The sequence below is a fragment of the Streptomyces huasconensis genome, from assembly GCF_021028635.1.
GTDB lineage: Bacteria > Actinomycetota > Actinomycetes > Streptomycetales > Streptomycetaceae > Streptomyces > Streptomyces huasconensis.
The window spans coordinates 4,006,375-4,022,144 of the sequence record NZ_CP086119.1; the positions used below are offsets into that span (position 1 = coordinate 4,006,375).

At 69.2% G+C, this 15,770-nt stretch carries 15 protein-coding genes; 8 read left to right on the plus strand and 7 right to left on the minus strand.

Going from position 1 to position 15,770, the window contains the following annotated elements; translation table 11 throughout:
• Positions 1-192 precede the first annotated feature (192 nt).
• Together J2N69_RS18290 and J2N69_RS18295 are read left to right on the plus strand one after the other, a co-directional pair.
• Complete coding sequence (locus tag J2N69_RS18290; RefSeq protein ID WP_269075668.1) at positions 193-1,269, plus strand: metallophosphoesterase; 1,077 nt, start codon at positions 193-195, stop codon at positions 1,267-1,269.
• 215 nt (positions 1,270-1,484) lie between these two features.
• The gene (locus J2N69_RS18295; protein WP_230901740.1) at positions 1,485-2,387 is read left to right on the plus strand and encodes a hypothetical protein; all 903 of its coding nucleotides are present in this window, start codon (positions 1,485-1,487) and stop codon (positions 2,385-2,387) included.
• 143 nt (positions 2,388-2,530) lie between these two features.
• On the opposite strand, the gene thiC is transcribed toward J2N69_RS18295, so the two are convergent.
• Positions 2,531-4,318, minus strand: coding sequence for a phosphomethylpyrimidine synthase ThiC (thiC, locus tag J2N69_RS18300; RefSeq protein WP_230901741.1), 1,788 nt, complete (start codon positions 4,316-4,318; stop codon positions 2,531-2,533).
• A 218-nt stretch (positions 4,319-4,536) separates the two neighbouring features.
• On the opposite strand from thiC, the gene J2N69_RS18305 reads away from it, so the two are divergent.
• The gene (locus tag J2N69_RS18305; RefSeq protein ID WP_230901742.1) at positions 4,537-5,958 is read left to right on the plus strand and encodes a YibE/F family protein; all 1,422 of its coding nucleotides are present in this window, start codon (positions 4,537-4,539) and stop codon (positions 5,956-5,958) included.
• 267 nt (positions 5,959-6,225) lie between these two features.
• Here the strand turns inward: J2N69_RS18305 and J2N69_RS18310 are convergent, their stop codons facing one another.
• From J2N69_RS18310 to J2N69_RS18325, 4 genes are all read right to left on the minus strand, one after another.
• Positions 6,226-6,663, minus strand: coding sequence for an SsgA family sporulation/cell division regulator (locus J2N69_RS18310; RefSeq protein WP_230901743.1), 438 nt, complete (start codon positions 6,661-6,663; stop codon positions 6,226-6,228).
• A gap of 103 nt (positions 6,664-6,766) precedes the next feature.
• A complete protein-coding gene (locus tag J2N69_RS18315; protein ID WP_330166816.1) occupies positions 6,767-7,492 on the minus strand; it encodes an IclR family transcriptional regulator in 726 nt (241 codons plus the stop codon).
• A gap of 462 nt (positions 7,493-7,954) precedes the next feature.
• Complete coding sequence (locus J2N69_RS18320) at positions 7,955-8,176, minus strand: DUF5326 family protein (protein ID WP_230901744.1); 222 nt, start codon at positions 8,174-8,176, stop codon at positions 7,955-7,957.
• A gap of 214 nt (positions 8,177-8,390) precedes the next feature.
• On the minus strand, positions 8,391-8,708 hold the full coding sequence (locus J2N69_RS18325; protein ID WP_127908754.1) for a cupin domain-containing protein: 318 nt from the start codon (positions 8,706-8,708) through the stop codon (positions 8,391-8,393).
• A gap of 96 nt (positions 8,709-8,804) precedes the next feature.
• Between J2N69_RS18325 and J2N69_RS18330 the strand changes: the two genes are divergently transcribed.
• The 4 genes from J2N69_RS18330 to J2N69_RS18345 all read left to right on the plus strand — a co-directional run bounded on the left by J2N69_RS18330 (position 8,805) and on the right by J2N69_RS18345 (position 12,284).
• Positions 8,805-9,185 (plus strand): phage holin family protein, encoded by a 381-nt coding sequence (locus J2N69_RS18330; protein WP_127908753.1) that lies wholly within the window; start codon positions 8,805-8,807, stop codon positions 9,183-9,185.
• A 5-nt stretch (positions 9,186-9,190) separates the two neighbouring features.
• Positions 9,191-10,465 carry a cystathionine gamma-lyase gene (locus tag J2N69_RS18335; RefSeq protein ID WP_230901745.1) on the plus strand — a complete coding sequence of 425 codons (1,275 nt, stop codon included), beginning with the start codon at positions 9,191-9,193 and terminating at the stop codon, positions 10,463-10,465.
• A gap of 242 nt (positions 10,466-10,707) precedes the next feature.
• Positions 10,708-11,673 carry a LysR family transcriptional regulator gene (locus J2N69_RS18340; RefSeq protein ID WP_230901746.1) on the plus strand — a complete coding sequence of 322 codons (966 nt, stop codon included), beginning with the start codon at positions 10,708-10,710 and terminating at the stop codon, positions 11,671-11,673.
• 128 nt (positions 11,674-11,801) lie between these two features.
• Positions 11,802-12,284 carry an NUDIX domain-containing protein gene (locus tag J2N69_RS18345; RefSeq protein ID WP_230901747.1) on the plus strand — a complete coding sequence of 161 codons (483 nt, stop codon included), beginning with the start codon at positions 11,802-11,804 and terminating at the stop codon, positions 12,282-12,284.
• Between the two features lie 90 nt (positions 12,285-12,374).
• On the opposite strand, the gene J2N69_RS18350 is transcribed toward J2N69_RS18345, so the two are convergent.
• Positions 12,375-14,117: a globin domain-containing protein gene (locus J2N69_RS18350; RefSeq protein ID WP_230901748.1), complete on the minus strand. Its 1,743-nt coding sequence runs from the start codon at positions 14,115-14,117 to the stop codon at positions 12,375-12,377.
• Between the two features lie 390 nt (positions 14,118-14,507).
• Positions 14,508-15,140, minus strand: coding sequence for an HAD family hydrolase (locus J2N69_RS18355; protein WP_230901749.1), 633 nt, complete (start codon positions 15,138-15,140; stop codon positions 14,508-14,510).
• Positions 15,141-15,217: 77 nt separating this feature from the next.
• Here J2N69_RS18355 and J2N69_RS18360 point away from each other — a divergent pair, with 77 nt between their 5' ends.
• The gene (locus J2N69_RS18360; protein ID WP_230901750.1) at positions 15,218-15,769 is read left to right on the plus strand and encodes a DUF2269 domain-containing protein; all 552 of its coding nucleotides are present in this window, start codon (positions 15,218-15,220) and stop codon (positions 15,767-15,769) included.
• The last annotated feature ends 1 nt before the right edge of the window (position 15,770 follow it).

Below are 15,770 nucleotides of genomic sequence, written 5' to 3' on the forward strand. Positions count from 1 at the left end.
TGGGTGACCAACCCGCCATCAGGGGGGAAACCTCTGCCCAATTCGGGATAAATCCTTGGTGAACCGGCGGCGGGGACCGATTCACCACCCCTGGTGCACCACACAGCGGGAGCCGCATTCCTATGATGGGCGGACGACACCGCGGGCCGCTGCGACCAGGCAGTCCGTTCTCGGTGCAGATGCGGCGCAATGGTGGTGGAGGGGTCGATGACTCAGGGGGCCGGTCAGGGACCCGATGTGCGGACGGCGACGCTGCGCGACTTCCGCGTACCGGCGTACGTCCATGAGACGACCGGCCCCGCCGAGGTGCACCCTCCGGCGCCGGCTCCGGGGGGGCTTCCGGACGACGGTTACACGCCCACCCAGCGCGACCTGCCGGTCATCAACCGCGGTGACACGGTCCAGGTGCAGGTCATGCCGGACCCCCCGCAGCCGAGGCCGAGCGGTGAGCACGGCCCGCTGTTCGTCGTGGGCGACGTGCACGGCTATCTGAACGAGCTGCTCGCGGCCCTCCAGGAACAGGGCCTCATCGACGCCGACGGCAACTGGTCCGCGGGCAACGCGCGCCTGTGGTTCCTCGGCGACTTCACCGACCGCGGACCCGATGGCATCGGCGTCATCGACCTCGTGATGCGGCTCTCCGCCGAGGCCGCCGCCGCGGGCGGCTACTGCAAGGCCCTCATGGGCAACCACGAGCTGCTCCTCCTCGGCGCCAAGCGCTTCGGCGACACCCCCGTCAACTCCGGGGCGGGCACCGCCACCTTCCAGGCCGCCTGGCTGCTCAACGGCGGCCAGAAGACCGACATGGAGCGCCTGGAGGACCACCACCTCCAGTGGATGGCCCGGCTCGACGCCATGGAGGAGGCCGACGGCCATCTCCTCGTGCACTCCGACACGACCGCCTATCTGGACTACGGCGACTCGATCGAGGCGGTGAACGACACCATCCGCGAGACCCTCACCCGCAACGACGCCGACGAGTGCTGGGACCTCTTCCGCAAGTTCACCAAGCGCTTCGCCTTCCGTGACGAGTCGGGCCCCTCGGCCGTACGCGAACTGCTGGACGTGTACGGCGGCACCCGCATCGTCCACGGCCACAGCCCCATCCCCTACCTCCTGGGTGACGTCGGCTCCGAGGACGAGTCGGACGGCGGCGGACCGGTCATCGAGGGACCGCACGTCTACGCCGACGGCCTGGCCATCGCCATGGACGGCGGAGTGACCATGGCCGGAAAGCTACTGGTCTGCCAACTCCCCCTGGGTATCTGAGCGTTCCCTGGGCAGGCGCCCCCACGAGGGATACTTGCGCGATCCCGCGCAGGGCCCCTTACACGATCACGCCGACCGGGGGCGCCAATTCTGTAAACCCCCTGTCACCGCGTGCCGTCACGGCTCTACCATCGGCTTATCCGTAGCAGGCTCCCCTCCGTTTCTGCCAGACGGCTCGTAGCCATGCGAGCCTTAGCCCTACGGAGCATCGGGGGATGCACATGAACAGCGCTCCACACCTGCTCAATGAGGACCGCCCCGAGTACGAGCGAATCCTCGACGAGGCGCTGCGCACCGCACCTGACCGTCCTGAACTCGCCGCAGTGGGCCGGCGGCTCAACGTCGAACAACTGCGCACCATGGCCCTGAACGCGACAGCACTGATCACGGCCGCCGCCGCTGCCGAGTACGCGCACTACGTGAAGGTCCGCGAGGAGTCGCGCGAACCTCGGCCGTCCTCCACCGCGATACGCGAAGGCAGCGGAAGCGGACAGAGCGCCGCGGAGTCCGGCTCGGGCGGCGTCGGTCTCGCCACGACGATGGGCGAGGTCGCCGAACCGGCGGCCGCGGCGGGCGCCGGAGCGATCGCCGTCGTCGCGGTCCTCGCACCCGTCCTCGCGGGGGCGGCCGCCGCGATCTTCCTGCTCGTCGGCTACATCCTGAAGATGCTCAACCCCGAGCCCGCCTTCGCGGACACCCTGCTCACCGCGGGCTGGCTGTTCGGCGCGCTCACCGCCGGGGGCATCCTGGTCGCCGCGGTCGGCCTGCTCCTGACAGCCCTGCGAAACGGCGCCACGTCACTCCAGGCGGAACTGCACGGCGAGCAGTACGAAAAAGTGTCCCGAGCCAGGGAGGCCTGGGGCCGGGCGCTGCTCGAACGGGGCATCGTGCCGTTCTTGCGGGAGGCTCTGGCGGAGCCGGGCACGGCTCCCGCGACCCGCGCGCCGTCACAGGGGGCCGGGGGTTCCGCGGCGAGCGGCCGCATGCCCCGACTCGGCTACCACCGACCCGGTTTCAGCAGCCCCGACGGCGGCCGGGCGGCGGGGCCGCGGCCGAGCTTTTCGAGCCCCGACTTCTCCGGCCCGGACTTCGGCGGCCCCGAACGCAAACCGGAGTAGGCCGGAATGCACAAGCCGGAGTGTCCGCAAAGACCGCAGAGACGGCAGAGGCGGCAGCGGCGGCCGAGCCACCGGAGTGTCCGCAGAGCCAGTCGTCACGACACTCTGCGGACACCCCCTTCCACACCTCACTCCGGGTTCGCTCAGTCGGCGATCGGCAGATAGACCCGGTTGCCGGCGGCGGCGAACTCCTTGGACTTCTGCTCCATGCCCGCCTCGATCTCGCCTTCCGCCAGGTCACCGCCGTGCTGACGGCGGATGTCCTGAGAGATCTTCATCGAGCAGAACTTCGGCCCGCACATCGAGCAGAAGTGCGCCGTCTTCGCGGGCTCGGCGGGCAGCGTCTCGTCGTGGAACTCCCGCGCCGTGACCGGATCGAGGGCCAGATTGAACTGGTCCTCCCAGCGGAACTCGAAGCGCGCGTCCGAGAGCGCGTCGTCCCAGTCCTGCGCGCCCGGGTGCCCCTTGGCGAGGTCCGCCGCGTGCGCCGCGATCTTGTACGTGATGACGCCGGTCTTCACGTCGTCGCGGTTGGGCAGGCCCAGGTGCTCCTTGGGCGTGACGTAGCAGAGCATGGCCGTGCCCCACCAGCCGATCATCGCGGCGCCGATGCCCGAGGTGATGTGGTCATAGGCGGGCGCGATGTCCGTGGTCAGCGGACCGAGCGTGTAGAACGGCGCCTCCTCGCAGATCTCCTGCTGGAGGTCGATGTTCTCCTTGATCTTGTGCATCGGGACGTGACCGGGGCCCTCGATCATCGTCTGTACGTTGTGACGCTTGGCGATCGTGTTGAGTTCCCCAAGGGTCCGAAGCTCGGCGAACTGCGCCTCGTCGTTGGCGTCCGCGATCGAACCGGGCCGCAGGCCGTCCCCGAGCGAGTACGTCACGTCGTACGCCGCGAGGATCTCGCACAGCTCCTCGAAGTGCTCGTAGAGGAAGCTCTCCTTGTGGTGCGCGAGGCACCAGGCGGCCATGATCGAACCGCCGCGCGAGACGATGCCGGTCTTGCGGCGCGCGGTCAGCGGGACGTACGGCAGGCGCACACCGGCGTGCACCGTCATGTAGTCCACGCCCTGCTCGGCCTGCTCGATGACCGTGTCCTTGTAGATCTCCCAGGTCAGCTCCTCGGCCTTGCCGTCGACCTTCTCCAGGGCCTGGTAGAGGGGAACGGTGCCGATAGGAACGGGGGAGTTGCGCAGGACCCACTCGCGAGTGGTGTGGATGTTGCGGCCGGTGGAGAGGTCCATGACCGTGTCGGCGCCCCACTGGGTCGCCCAGGTCATCTTGTCCACCTCCTCCTCGATGGAGGAAGTGACCGCGGAGTTGCCGATGTTGGCGTTCACCTTCACCAGGAACTTCTTGCCGATGATCATCGGCTCGATCTCCGGGTGGTTGACGTTGGCCGGGATCACGGCGCGGCCGGCGGCGACTTCCGCCCGCACGACCTCGGGGTCCATGTTCTCGCGAATCCCGATGAACTCCATCTCTGGCGTGATCTCGCCCCGCCGGGCGTACGCGAGCTGCGTCACCGCCTGGCCGTCGCGACCCCGGCGCGGCTGACGCGGACGGCCGGGGAAGACCGCGTCGAGGTTCTTCAGCCCGCCGCGCGGCGAGGTGTGCTTGATGCCGTCGTCCTCGGGGCGGGGCGGGCGGCCCACGTACTCCTCGGTGTCACCGCGGGCGATGATCCAGTTCTCCCGCAGCGGCGGCAGACCGCGGCGGACGTCGGTCTCGGCGGACGGGTCCGTGTACGGACCCGAGGTGTCGTACAAGGTCACGGCCTTGCCGTTGGTGAGGTGCACCTGTCGGACCGGCACCCGCAGATCGGGGCGTGAGCCCTCGATGTACGCCTTGTGCCAGCCGATGGACTTCCCGGCCTCCGCGCCCTCAGGCGTGCTGGAGGCAGGCGTGCGTGCGTCCGATGTGGTCATGAGACCTACTCCCTACGCCGGCATTACCCGGTAACAGGTTCGGCGGTCGACGCAGCGGATTCCGTACGTTCATGCACGACTCGTGCCGTTTCGTACGGAGGTCAGCGCCCTCTCAGCCCGGTGCTCCGAGCTCCCGCGATTGCAAAGGTGGCTCCACGCTAGCGTCATGTCGGCCGCGCTGAACAGAGGGCCCCCTCGGTTCTTGCGATGATCGGTCCGTGACCACCACACCCCCGCCGCCGCCTCCGCCCTCGCAAGCGCCCCGCTCCGGCCCGCCCTCCGAAGGCCCCGGGCAGGGCCACGGACATGGACCTGGGCACGCACACGGACACGGCCACACACACAGCCACGGCCCCGCCGCGCCCGTCTCCCAGCACCTGCGCAAGGTCATCGCGGCGGTCCTGATCCCCTTCGCCACCGCGGTCGTCGTGGGTCTGCTCGTCCTGTGGCCGGGCGGGACGCCCAGCCATGAACGCACCGGTGTCGGCTTCGACCGGCAGACGCAGTCGGCGACGGTCGCCAAGGTGCAGGAACTGCCCTGCAAGGACCTCAACCCCTCACAGCCCCAGCCGAACGGCGACACCTCCACCCCCGAGGGCCAGACCGCCCAGTCGCGCGCCGAGGGCACCTGCAAGAAGGCGCTGATCGAGGTCACCAGCGGCGACGACAAGGGCCGCACGTTCACCGAGATCATCCAGCCGGACTCGCCCCGGCAACTGCACAAGGGCCAAGAGGTGGTGGTCGCCTACGAGCCCAAGGCCCCCGAGGGCCTGCAGTATTCGGTGACCGACGTGAACCGCAAGTTCCCGATGGCGCTGCTCGCCGGCATCTTCGCGCTCGCCGTGGTGGTGGTGGGGCGGCTGCGCGGTGTGATGGCCCTGGTCGCGCTCACCATCAGCTTCCTGGTCCTCACCTTCTTCATCCTGCCGGCGATCCTCCAGGGCTCGAACCCGCTGGTCGTCGCGGTGGTCGGGGCGAGCGCCATCATGCTGGTCGCGCTCTATCTCTGCCATGGCCTCACGGCCCGTACCTCCGTCGCGGTGCTCGGCACCCTCATCTCCCTCCTTTTGATCGGCCTGCTCGGCTCCCTGTTCATCGGCTGGGCCGCGCTGACCGGCAACACGGACGACAACACCGGCCTCATCCACGGCCTGTATCCGTCCATCGACATGAGCGGCCTGCTGCTCGCGGGCGTCATCATCGGCTCACTCGGCGTCCTCGACGACGTGACGGTCACCCAGACCTCGGCGGTCTGGGAACTGCACCAGGCCAACCCGACCATGGGCCGACGCGGCCTCTACCGCGCGGGCATTCGCATCGGCCGCGACCACATCGCCTCGGTCGTCAACACCCTCGTCCTCGCCTACGCGGGCGCCGCGCTGCCCCTCCTCCTGCTCTTCTCGATCGCGCAGTCCAGCGTGGGCACGGTCGCCAACAGCGAGTTGGTCGCCGAGGAGATCGTGCGCACCCTGATCGGCTCGATCGGCCTGGTCGCGTCGGTGCCGGTGACCACCGCGCTGGCCGCCCTGGTCGTCTCCGCCGACCGCACCGCCCCTGGCACCGGCGGCCCGGCCGCGGCCACCGGCACACCCGCTCCCCGCTCCTCCCGCGGCGGAAAGGGCCGCCGCCGCAAGGCTTGACCCCGAAGGGACACGCACGGCCTCCTACGGGGGAGAGGCCGACGCAGCGCCACATCGGTCGGGCGGGAGCGTCTCATCTGGCAGAGCATCACGTCGGGCGGGGATGCCTTACATGCGGCACCTTGGCGGCAGTGCCCCGATGGCGGCGCCCCGACCGCGGCAGCCCGACCCAAGGGCACCAGGCGCGGGCACCCCTGAGCACGGGAGCAGCCCAGCCGACCGCAAAATGCACCAATCTGCCATTCATATCCGCCCACCGGCAGTTGATCAGCCCGCGTTCTGCTCCTCCGCCAGGATCCGGTCGAGCGCCTCGTCGAGGTGTGCGTCGAAGTCTGCGAGCGCCCGCTCCTGGCCGAGCGGCACCAACTTGTCCGTACGGTCCAGGAAGGCGAGCAGCGGCGGAATGCCCACCCGGAACAGCGCCTGGTCAGGACCGACCTGGAGTCTGATCAGCGCCTCGTCCATCAACTCGGGATCAGTGGGTTCGATCCGCACATCCCCGACCCCGCACGGCCGGCCCACTCCATCGATCAACAGCTCCCGGCCGAATGCCCAGGTCACCGGAGCATCGCCGGGCAGATGAAACGTCAGCCGCACGGCAAATGGATCGCAGGTCTCGTAGAGCAACTCCACCGGGATACGAAACGACAGCTCCTCGGAAACAAGGAAGCTCATCATGACCTCTGCCTGAACCGTCTCGTCCATCGCGCCCTACCCCGTCACTTGGCCTTCAAGTGGCCAGGAACCAACTCCCTGACACTCATGGCATCTTGCTTAAAGTACACACCAGATCACAAGGAGTGAGTTTTCAGATGCTGATAGAGAAGGCGAGTGTCCTTAGCAGCTTCCCGATCTCACGTTGCAATCTCTCCGCCGCGGGCAGCAGCCGATCCGCCTGACCTGCGGGCACGGAAATGGCGAGAGTCGCCGCGGTGTCACCCGCCAAGATCGGAATCGCCGCACAGACCGTCCCCAACGCGTACTCCTGACGCTCCACCACCGGCCTCATCCGCCCCATCGCGTCGAGCCTGCGCAGAAACGTGCGGTCGTCGCGGACCGAGTAACGCGTGATCGACTGAACCGGATAGCGATCGAGGTGGTCCTGCCGTGCCTCGTCGTCGAGTTGGGAGAGCAGGCACTGCCCGATCGCGTGGGCGTGGCCCGTCTCCCGGAAGTCGGCCCATTCCTCGACCGCCGGGTTGCCCGGCGTGTCGGAGACCGCGACGACCTCGATCTCACCCTCGCGGTAGACGGCGAAGTACACCGGCATCCCGATGACGTCCCGGCAGTGCGCCAGGGCATCACCGATCATGCCGCGACGATTCTGCTGAGCCCCGCTGCTGCTGAGCCGCTCGGCCGCCTCGCCGAGCACGAAAACTCCTTTCTCGCGGCGCAGATAACCCTCGTGGGTCAGCGTGCGCAGCAGGTGGTAAGCGGTGGGCAGAGCGATTCCCGCCTCACGGGCCAGCTGCTTGGCGGGTGCCCCGTCCGCATGTGTGGCGGCGGCTTCCAGCAGCCGCATGGCCCGCTGCACGGAGCCGATCAGGGTGGGGGCAGGTTCGGGCGGTGGGGTGGGGGCGGGGTCGAGCGGTGGGACGTCGCTCGGTGGACGAGTCGTGACGTCGGTCCGTGAGCGAGAGGTGGGGGTCCGTGCAGTGGGGATGACGGCCGGTGAGGTGGGGGCACCGACCGGTGCAGTGGAGTTGTCGACCGCGGCCAAGGTTCACTCCCGAAGCGCGTGGGGGGGGCCGCCCGTGCCCGGAGAAACACGGGAGGGCAATGCGCCCGTCCGCGGGGCACGGCCCCGCGTCGGTTTTCGGACTCTAACCCTTGGCCACCGCTCTTCGGCCGTCTGCGGAGAAACTTCCCCCGGCCGAGGGACTCGTTTCGAAAAGTCACCGCCTGGCAGTAACCGCGCGGCCCGTAACCACTACAGCGACAACCTTAAATGATCCCCACCTGGTAACCATACGAAACAATGGTCACCCATCAGCGGTCACCAATCGGTACGGGACGACGACGCCCCGGATATGAACTTTCGTACGACATAAATGAGTCCACCGACCAAGGCGACGAATAGCAGCACCTTGAAGAGGAGGTTGACCACGAAACCGACAACAGTCAGTATCACGCCGCCGAACACGACCAAGGCGATGACGGGCACGGCCACCCACTTCACCCACCACGGCATTCCCGCAAAGATCCCCTTCGCTGCCATCGTCCTTACCTCTCTCCGCGCACATCACGTCGATGCGGGAGCCTGATTGTCCGCAGGCTCCCGGCTTCTTGCATTCGATGCTAGGGCGCCGAAGCCCTCTGCGGGGGCCGCGCAGCCCTTGTCCTCCCCTGAACCGACCCTGAGAGAACCCCGAGGTCATGACCCTGAACCCGTCGGCCTCCAGAGGGAGATCAGGCCTCCGGAGAGCGGGAGATCAGGCCTCGGGCGGAGAGAAGACGACCAGGACCCGCAGGTCTTCGCTGATGTGGTGGAACTTGTGGGGCACCCCGGCCGGCACGTACACGACACTGCCGCGCGCGACCGCCGTGGTCTCCATGCCGACCGTGATCGAGGCCCGGCCGCTCACGACCATGTACACCTCGTCCTGCCCATGCGGCTGCTGCGGGTCGGACTCCCCCGCGTTGAGCGCGTAGAGGCCGACGGACATGTTCCGCTCCCGCAGAAACTGCAGATACGCCCCGTCGTTCGCGACGCGCTCCGCCTCCAGATCGTCCAGCCGGAATGCCTTCATCGCCCTCGTACGCCCCTCGCTGGTGCTCGCCCCGCGGATATCCCGCCGGTCTCGTGACCCGACCGCTTCCGGTCCATGTCTGCCACGATCAGACACATGAAGAATTTCGTAGTCAAGACGATCGCCAACGCAGCGGCCCTGGCCGTGGCCGTATGGCTGCTCGACAAGATCACGCTGACCGGTGGCAGCACCGGCAAGAAGGTCGGCACCCTGATCGTCGTCGCGCTGCTGTTCGGGCTGGTGAACTTCCTGGTGAAGCCGGTGGTGAAGGTCCTCACCTTCCCGCTGTTCATCCTGACCCTCGGCCTGATCACCCTCGTGGTCAACGCCCTGATGCTGCTGCTCACCTCGTGGCTGGCCGACAAGTTCGACGTCAGCTTCCATGTGGAGGGGTTCTGGACCGCCGTCCTGGGCGGCCTGATCATCTCGATCGTGTCCTGGGCCATGAACATGGTGCTCCCGGACGACAAGGACTGACCGGCATGACGGACTCTTCGGCGATAGGCGGCGGTGCGGACGGCGGGACCGGCGGCCCGGCCGGTCTGGTCGGTCCTCCCGGCAGTGGCCCAGGCGGCACCCCAGGCGGTGGCCCGGACGGCGGCCCAGGCGGTGGCGCGCGCAGTGGCACGGCAGGCATCGGCGACGGCACCCTGGCGGTGCGGGCCGGGCTGCCCGAGCCGGTGCAGCACGAACCCACGCTGCCCGGACCGGTGTTCGCCGCGCACTTCCACCTCTCCGGTGACCCCACCGGCGGCTACGCCTACGCACGCGACGAGAACCCCACCTGGACACTCCTGGAACACGCCATCGGCGAGCTGGAGGCGCCGGGCGCCGGCGAGGACGTCGAGACACTCGTCTTCGCCTCCGGCATGGCCGCGATCTCAGCGGTCCTCTTCTCCCAGCTGCGCGCCGGGGACACGGTGGTCCTGCCGGACGACGGCTACCAAGTCCTGCCCCTCGTCCGCGAGCAGCTCACGGCGTACGGCATCGAAGTGCGCACCGCACCCACCGCTGGCGACACCCAGCTCGACGTCCTGGACGGCGCCAAGCTGCTCTGGATCGAGACGCCGTCCAATCCCGGCCTCGACGTATGCGACGTGCGTCGCCTCTCCGAGGCGGCACGCGCGCGTGGCGTCCTGGTGGCGGTCGACAACACCCTGGCCACACCGCTCGGCCAGCGGCCCCTCGAACTGGGGGCCGACTTCGCGGTGGCCAGCGGCACGAAGATGCTCACCGGTCACGGAGACGTCCTCCTGGGGTACGTCGCCTGCCGTGACGCTGAGCTGATCGCATCCGTGCGGCGCTGGCGCAAGATCGTCGGGGCCATTCCGGGCCCGATGGAGGCCTGGCTCGCGCACCGCTCGCTCGCCACGCTCCAGCTGCGTGCCGACCGGCAGAACGCGAACGCCCTGGCCCTCGCCAAGGCCCTGCGCGGCCGACCCGAGGTGGCGGGGCTGCGCTACCCCGGGCTGCCCGATGACCCCTCGTACGAGATAGCCTCGCGGCAGATGCGGCGTTTCGGGTGTGTGGTCTCCTTCGCGCTGCCCACCCGCGCGCGTGCCGAGCGGTTCCTGGCAGCGCTGCGCCTCGTCGACGACGCGACGAGCTTCGGCGGGGTGCGGTCCACGGCCGAGCGGCGCGGGCGCTGGGGCGGCGACGACGTCCCGGAGGGCTTCATCCGCTTCTCCGCGGGCGCCGAGGACCCGCGTGACCTGGTGGACGACGTGCTCCGCGCGCTGGACGCGTCAGCCGAGTGAGAGCGGTCCCCGCACGCCGGTTCCGCCGCCGGCTCCGGTCCACACCCGGTGCCGGGCTACGCCCAACGAACGGTCCGAGCCTCCCCCCTCGTGGCTCGGACCGTTCCGGTTCCTCGCGCGAAGAACCGCGCGAACAAGGCTAGTTGACTGTGTGTCAGTGTCCAATCACAGTAGCGACAGAGACCTATCGACATATTTATAGTTGGGCGCGCCCTGAGGTCACGCGGGGGAGGGACATTGACATGGATCTGGCCCTGTTACGCACCTTTGTGACGGTGCACCGGGCCGGCTCCTTCACTCGCGCCGCAGCACTGCTCGGTCTCTCGCAGCCCGCCGTCACGTCCCAGATCCGCACCCTGGAGCGGCAGCTGGGCCGTCCCCTCTTCCTTCGCCAGGCCCGCGGCGTGACCCCCACGACCATCGGGGACGAACTCGCCCACAAGGCCGCCCCGCACCTGGACGCCCTCGTGGAGATCGCTGAGACCGGGCTCGACGAGGAGTCGTCGATGCGCACGCTCCACCTGGCGGGCCCGCCCGAGTTCACCGCCGAACGAGCCCTGCCCGCGCTCACCTCCCTGGCCGGACAGGACGGCCACAGCTACGCCCTGCGCGCCTCGTTCGGCACCGCCGACGAGGTTCTGGAGGGGCTCGCCTCCGGACATCACGACCTGGCCATCGCCACGGCCCGGCCGCGTGGCGCGCTCCTCACGGCGACACCGCTCTGCGACGAAGAGCACGTCCTGATCGCGGGGGAGCGCTGGGCCGCCCGGCTCGGGGCCGGCGGGCCGGCCGGTGGTGGGTTGGGACCCGGCGGGCTGGACCGTGGCGGGCTGGACCCCGGCGGGTTGGGCCGTGGGGAAGCGCTGCCGCTGGAGAACCTGCCGGTGGTCGAGGTGCACGAGACGCTGCCTTTTGTCTCCCGCTACTGGGCCGCCGTATTCGATGCCTGCCCCGCCGCTTCCGGCGCCGTCATCGTGCCGGATCTGCGGGCGGTCCTCGCCTGCACGGCCTCGGGCGCCGGTCTCGCCGTGCTGCCCCGCTACCTCTGCGCCGACGCCCTGAAGCGCGGTGATGTCGTCGCCCTCCTCGAACCCCCGGTACCGCCGCTGCGTACGTACTTCCTGGTGGTACGCACCGGGACGCTGGCCATGCCCCACATCGCACGGGCACACGAATGGCTCCTGCGGACCGCCGTCGAGTGGTCGTGAGGGCGGGGCGGCAACCGGGCCTGCTCATGACCCGGAGTGAGGCTTGCTCGTGGTCGTCACTGGGCTCGATGGCGGTTCTGAACGGGCCGCGATGTTTCACGTGGAACAGTCCGGGCCACATTTTCCCCATGACCGTCCGACCCGTGGTCAAGCGCACCGCACGCGCCGTCCTGCTGGACGGAGACGACCTGATCCTGATCAAGCGGACCAAGCCCGGCGTCGATCCGTACTGGGTCACCCCGGGAGGTGGCGTGGAGCCGGAGGACGCCACCGTCGTCGACGCGCTCCACCGCGAGGTGCACGAGGAACTCGGCGCCAAGATCACTGATGTCGTGCCCTGCTTCGTCGACACCGTGGAGCACATCGGCGAGGACGGCGGCGCGACCGGCGTGAAGGTGCAGCACTTCTTCGTCTGCCGTCTGGAGTCCATGGACACCGGCCTGCGGCACGGCCCCGAGGTCGAGGAGCCATGCGGCGAGTACGAGATCGTGCGCGTCCCCTTCACCCGGGTCGGCATCGCCTCGGTCCACCTCGTACCGCTGTCACTGCGGCACTACCTGGATGGCAACATCGAGGGCGTACGCGCAATGCACGCTCCTGACCTGGGCTGATACTGAGCCGCTCGTAGCGATCCCGGGCTGGTTCGCTGTCCTGAGCGCCCGCGTCCGGGCTTCCCTCCGGCTCGGGCGCTCCGACGTCGGTCACTCTCCCGCCAGCACCAGTTCCTCCACGGAGTCGTGGCGGATGCGGCCCTCGGGGACGCCGGCGTCTCGCAGCGCGTCCACGCCGCTGCGGATCATGCCGGGCGGTCCCGAGAGATAGGCGTCGTACTCGTCCCAGGGGCCGTACTCGCGCACGGCGTCCGGCAGCTGGGCTCGCTGGTCCACGATCGGGCGGACGGAGAGCCAGGGGTGGCTCTGTTGCAGCCGCAGCATCGTGTCGATGTCGTACAGATCGTGATCGGTGCGGGCGCCGTAGAACACCTCGACCGGGCGCCGCCTGCCGTGCTCGGCGACATCCTCGACCAAGGCCTTGATCGGCGCGATGCCCGTGCCGCCGCCCAGACAGAGGAGACCGCTGTCGGTGGTGTGGTCGACGGTCATCGAGCCTCCCGGCGGGCCCAGCCGCAGGACGTCACCGGGGCGGGCGTGGTGCACCAGGGCGTTGGAGACCCAGCCGGCCGGGACAGCCTTGACGTGGAAGGACAGCAGCCCGTCGGAACGGGGCGCCGAGGCGAAGGAGTAGTGCCGCCAGATCCGCGGCCACCAGGGGGTCTCCAGGCTGGTGTACTGCCCGGCGAGGAACGGGTACGGCTGGTCCGGGCGGACCGTGACCACGGCTATGTCCGGCGTCCGCAGATCGTGCGACACGACCTCCGCGAACCACCAGGCGGGGGCCCGCAGTTCGTCCTCCGCCGCCGCGTCGATCATGACTTGGGAGATCGTCGTGTACGTACGGACCCAGGCGGCCTCGGTCTGCTCGTCCCAGATCGCGCTCGCGTACCGGCTCAGCGACCCGATCAGGCACTCGCCGACGGCGGGGTAGTGCTCGGGCCGGGTGCCGTACTTGCGGTGCCCGCGTCCGAGGTTCTTGAGGTACGAGACGAGTACGTCGGTGTGGTCGATGTGCTCCGCCGCCGTCAGCAGCGCCTTGAGGAGGCGGTCCCGCTGGGTGTCCATGGCCGCGGGGAACAGCGGGCGCAGGTCGGGGTGACGGGTGAAGAGCAGCGCGTAGAAGTACGAGGTGACCTGGTCGGCGACAGGGCCGATCTCGGCCATCGTGCGCTGTACCAGTGCGGCGTCGGGTGACGCCGAGGGGGACGGCTTCATCGCGGCCTTCGCCACGGGCGGCGGCGCGGACTGGGTCGCCGGGGGCGGCTTCGGCTTGTCCTGGAAGGCGGAGGGCGGCTGCGGCTCCTCTTGGAGGGCGACGGGAGGCTGCGGCTGGGCTGCGGTTTCCGCGGTCGGCTGCGGGGCGGGAGTGGCCCGGGGGCCCGGAGTGGGCTGGGGGGCGGCTGGCTGCGGGGCAGGAGACGGCTGCTGGGAGGTCGGCTGTGTGCTCACCGGCTCCGGCTCGCGCTCCCCCTCTGGGCCTCGCTTCGCGGGAGCATCCGCACGGACCGTCGAAGCGGCGGCGGGTATTCGCCCGCCCGCGGACCCGTTCACCGCCTCTTCCGTCGCGTCGTGCACCGCCTCTTCCGGCAGCTCTTCGCCCCGTTCAGCGACAGCGACAGCCTCCGCCGTGGGCGCCGCGGGGCTCTCAGGCCGACCCAAGGGACGTATGAAAGCGGGCCGGCGCCCCTCGTGGCCCTGGCGCGCGCCGTCGGCGTCGGCCTGCTGCGGCTGACTGTCCTCAGTCGGCCTCGGGGGTCTGCGCGGCGTGAACCAGCCACTCCCGCCGCCGGAAGTGCCGTCGTCCGCCGACGTGGTGGTCGGAGCGTCCATGCTGTGCCTCGCCTCGAACATCTCTCGGTCGGTCTGTGCACTTCCTGACGGAAGTCGCCTGCTTTCCCCGCTCTGCCTCGATGGCCGATCCGGCCACATTGAACCCCGGGTTACCGGACCCTACGGACAAGTAGGTCCGGAATGTGACATTGGCCGCACTCATCTCACGGCAGCATCCCATTCGGCGTGACCACGTGTGCCGCAAAACTGGAAGTACCGGCTCTGGGTCTCTCTACCCCGTTAGGCTTCATTGACCTGCGTGCGTGACCCCCGGGACACGAAGAAGAGCACCCGGCACGAACCGGAGTCGACCATACCGGCAGCCGCCCGACATACAAGTCCCCTGCCCTTCCTCGGTAATTCAACGCATCCGCCTGCGCATTGCCTCTATTAGTCGGCGTGACGCACCAATTCGTACGCCTTACGCAGATCGCGCCCCACATAGGAGTGGGTGGCCAGGCCGACCAGCCGTGGGTCCGCGTTGACCGCGACGGAAACCGGTACGACACCGAAGAGCTCCAGGTCAGAGAGCGAGTCCCCGTACGCGACGCAATCGCTCCGGCGTACCCCGAACTCTTCACAGAGCCGGTTCGCGACCTTCACCTTGGCCGCAGCGTCGAGAATGCCCGCCGGTTCGACGGGCTCGGTGAAGGGCACGGCCGGAAACCGCGACCCATGCGCGGCGTGCGCGCCCCACCCGACGAGCCGTTCCACGAAGAAGGACGGCGAGAGCGACACCACCGCGCAGTAGTCACCGCGTTCGCGGATCTCGGCCCAGGTCTCCCGGATGCCGGAGAGCCACGGTGCCTCCTCGAAGGCGGCGGTCACGTGTGCATCCGTGAGTTCCGCCCACAGGGAGTGCACGCGCGCCGCGTACTCCGGTGAATCGATGCGCCCGGCGACGAAGTCCCGCTCCAGCGCCACGATCTCCGCGTCCAGTCCGAGCTGCCGCGATATCTCGACGGGCGCCGCCGTGCCGTGCAGCAGCGTTCCGTCCAGGTCGAAGATGTGCAGTCGTGCCATGTACGCCGAGGCTAGTACCCACGGTTACTCCCGCTGTCAGACGCCCCGGCACCGCTTTGGTCGGCACTGTGTTTCACGTGAAACTTCGCCGCCCCGCACGTCGGGCCACCCTGGTTGTCCATGTCATCGGCGCAGCCTGCTGGCTCGGGCTCACACTCGGCCTCGTCGCGCTCGCCCTCACCGCGATCACGACGGACTCCTCCGCAGCCGTGGAGGCCGCCGTCCGCTCGATGCAGGTCTTCGCGGACTGGCTGGTGCTTCCGCTCGCCCTGAGCACCCTGGTGAGCGGGCTGGTGCTGTCCTTGGGCACTCAGTGGGGCCTCGCCAGACACCGCTGGGTCTACACGAAGTTCTGGCTCACCCTGGCCACCACCGCCGCATCGGCCTTCGCCCTGCGCCCCGGCGTCGCCGAGTCGGCCGCCATCGTGGCCGCCGGGGACCCGATCACCGACACGGCCGACTTGATCGCCGGCCCACTCGTCTCGCTCGGCGCCTATCTGTTCATGACGGCCCTGTCGGTGCTCAAGCCCTGGGGGCTCACCCGACGTGGCCAGAAGCAACGTGGCCAAAAGGAACGTGCTTCTGCCCACAAACGGGTGGACGCCGAGGACGTGCGTCAGACAGCCTGAC

Excerpts from the sequence above, each read along its gene's own strand:
- J2N69_RS18325 (WP_127908754.1), bottom strand. The coding sequence starts at position 8,708 with ATGAAGGCATTCCGGCTGGACGATCTGGAGGCGGAGCGCGTCGCGAAC.
- J2N69_RS18345 (WP_230901747.1), top strand. The coding sequence starts at position 11,802 with ATGACCGTCCGACCCGTGGTCAAGCGCACCGCACGCGCCGTCCTGCTG.
- J2N69_RS18295 (WP_230901740.1), top strand. The coding sequence starts at position 1,485 with ATGCACATGAACAGCGCTCCACACCTGCTCAATGAGGACCGCCCCGAG.
- J2N69_RS18335 (WP_230901745.1), top strand. The coding sequence starts at position 9,191 with ATGACGGACTCTTCGGCGATAGGCGGCGGTGCGGACGGCGGGACCGGC.
- J2N69_RS18330 (WP_127908753.1), top strand. The coding sequence starts at position 8,805 with ATGAAGAATTTCGTAGTCAAGACGATCGCCAACGCAGCGGCCCTGGCC.
- J2N69_RS18340 (WP_230901746.1), top strand. The coding sequence starts at position 10,708 with ATGGATCTGGCCCTGTTACGCACCTTTGTGACGGTGCACCGGGCCGGC.
- J2N69_RS18320 (WP_230901744.1), bottom strand. The coding sequence starts at position 8,176 with ATGGCAGCGAAGGGGATCTTTGCGGGAATGCCGTGGTGGGTGAAGTGG.
- J2N69_RS18355 (WP_230901749.1), bottom strand. The coding sequence starts at position 15,140 with ATGGCACGACTGCACATCTTCGACCTGGACGGAACGCTGCTGCACGGC.
- J2N69_RS18310 (WP_230901743.1), bottom strand. The coding sequence starts at position 6,663 with ATGGACGAGACGGTTCAGGCAGAGGTCATGATGAGCTTCCTTGTTTCC.
- J2N69_RS18350 (WP_230901748.1), bottom strand. The coding sequence starts at position 14,117 with ATGGACGCTCCGACCACCACGTCGGCGGACGACGGCACTTCCGGCGGC.
- thiC (WP_230901741.1), bottom strand. The coding sequence starts at position 4,318 with ATGACCACATCGGACGCACGCACGCCTGCCTCCAGCACGCCTGAGGGC.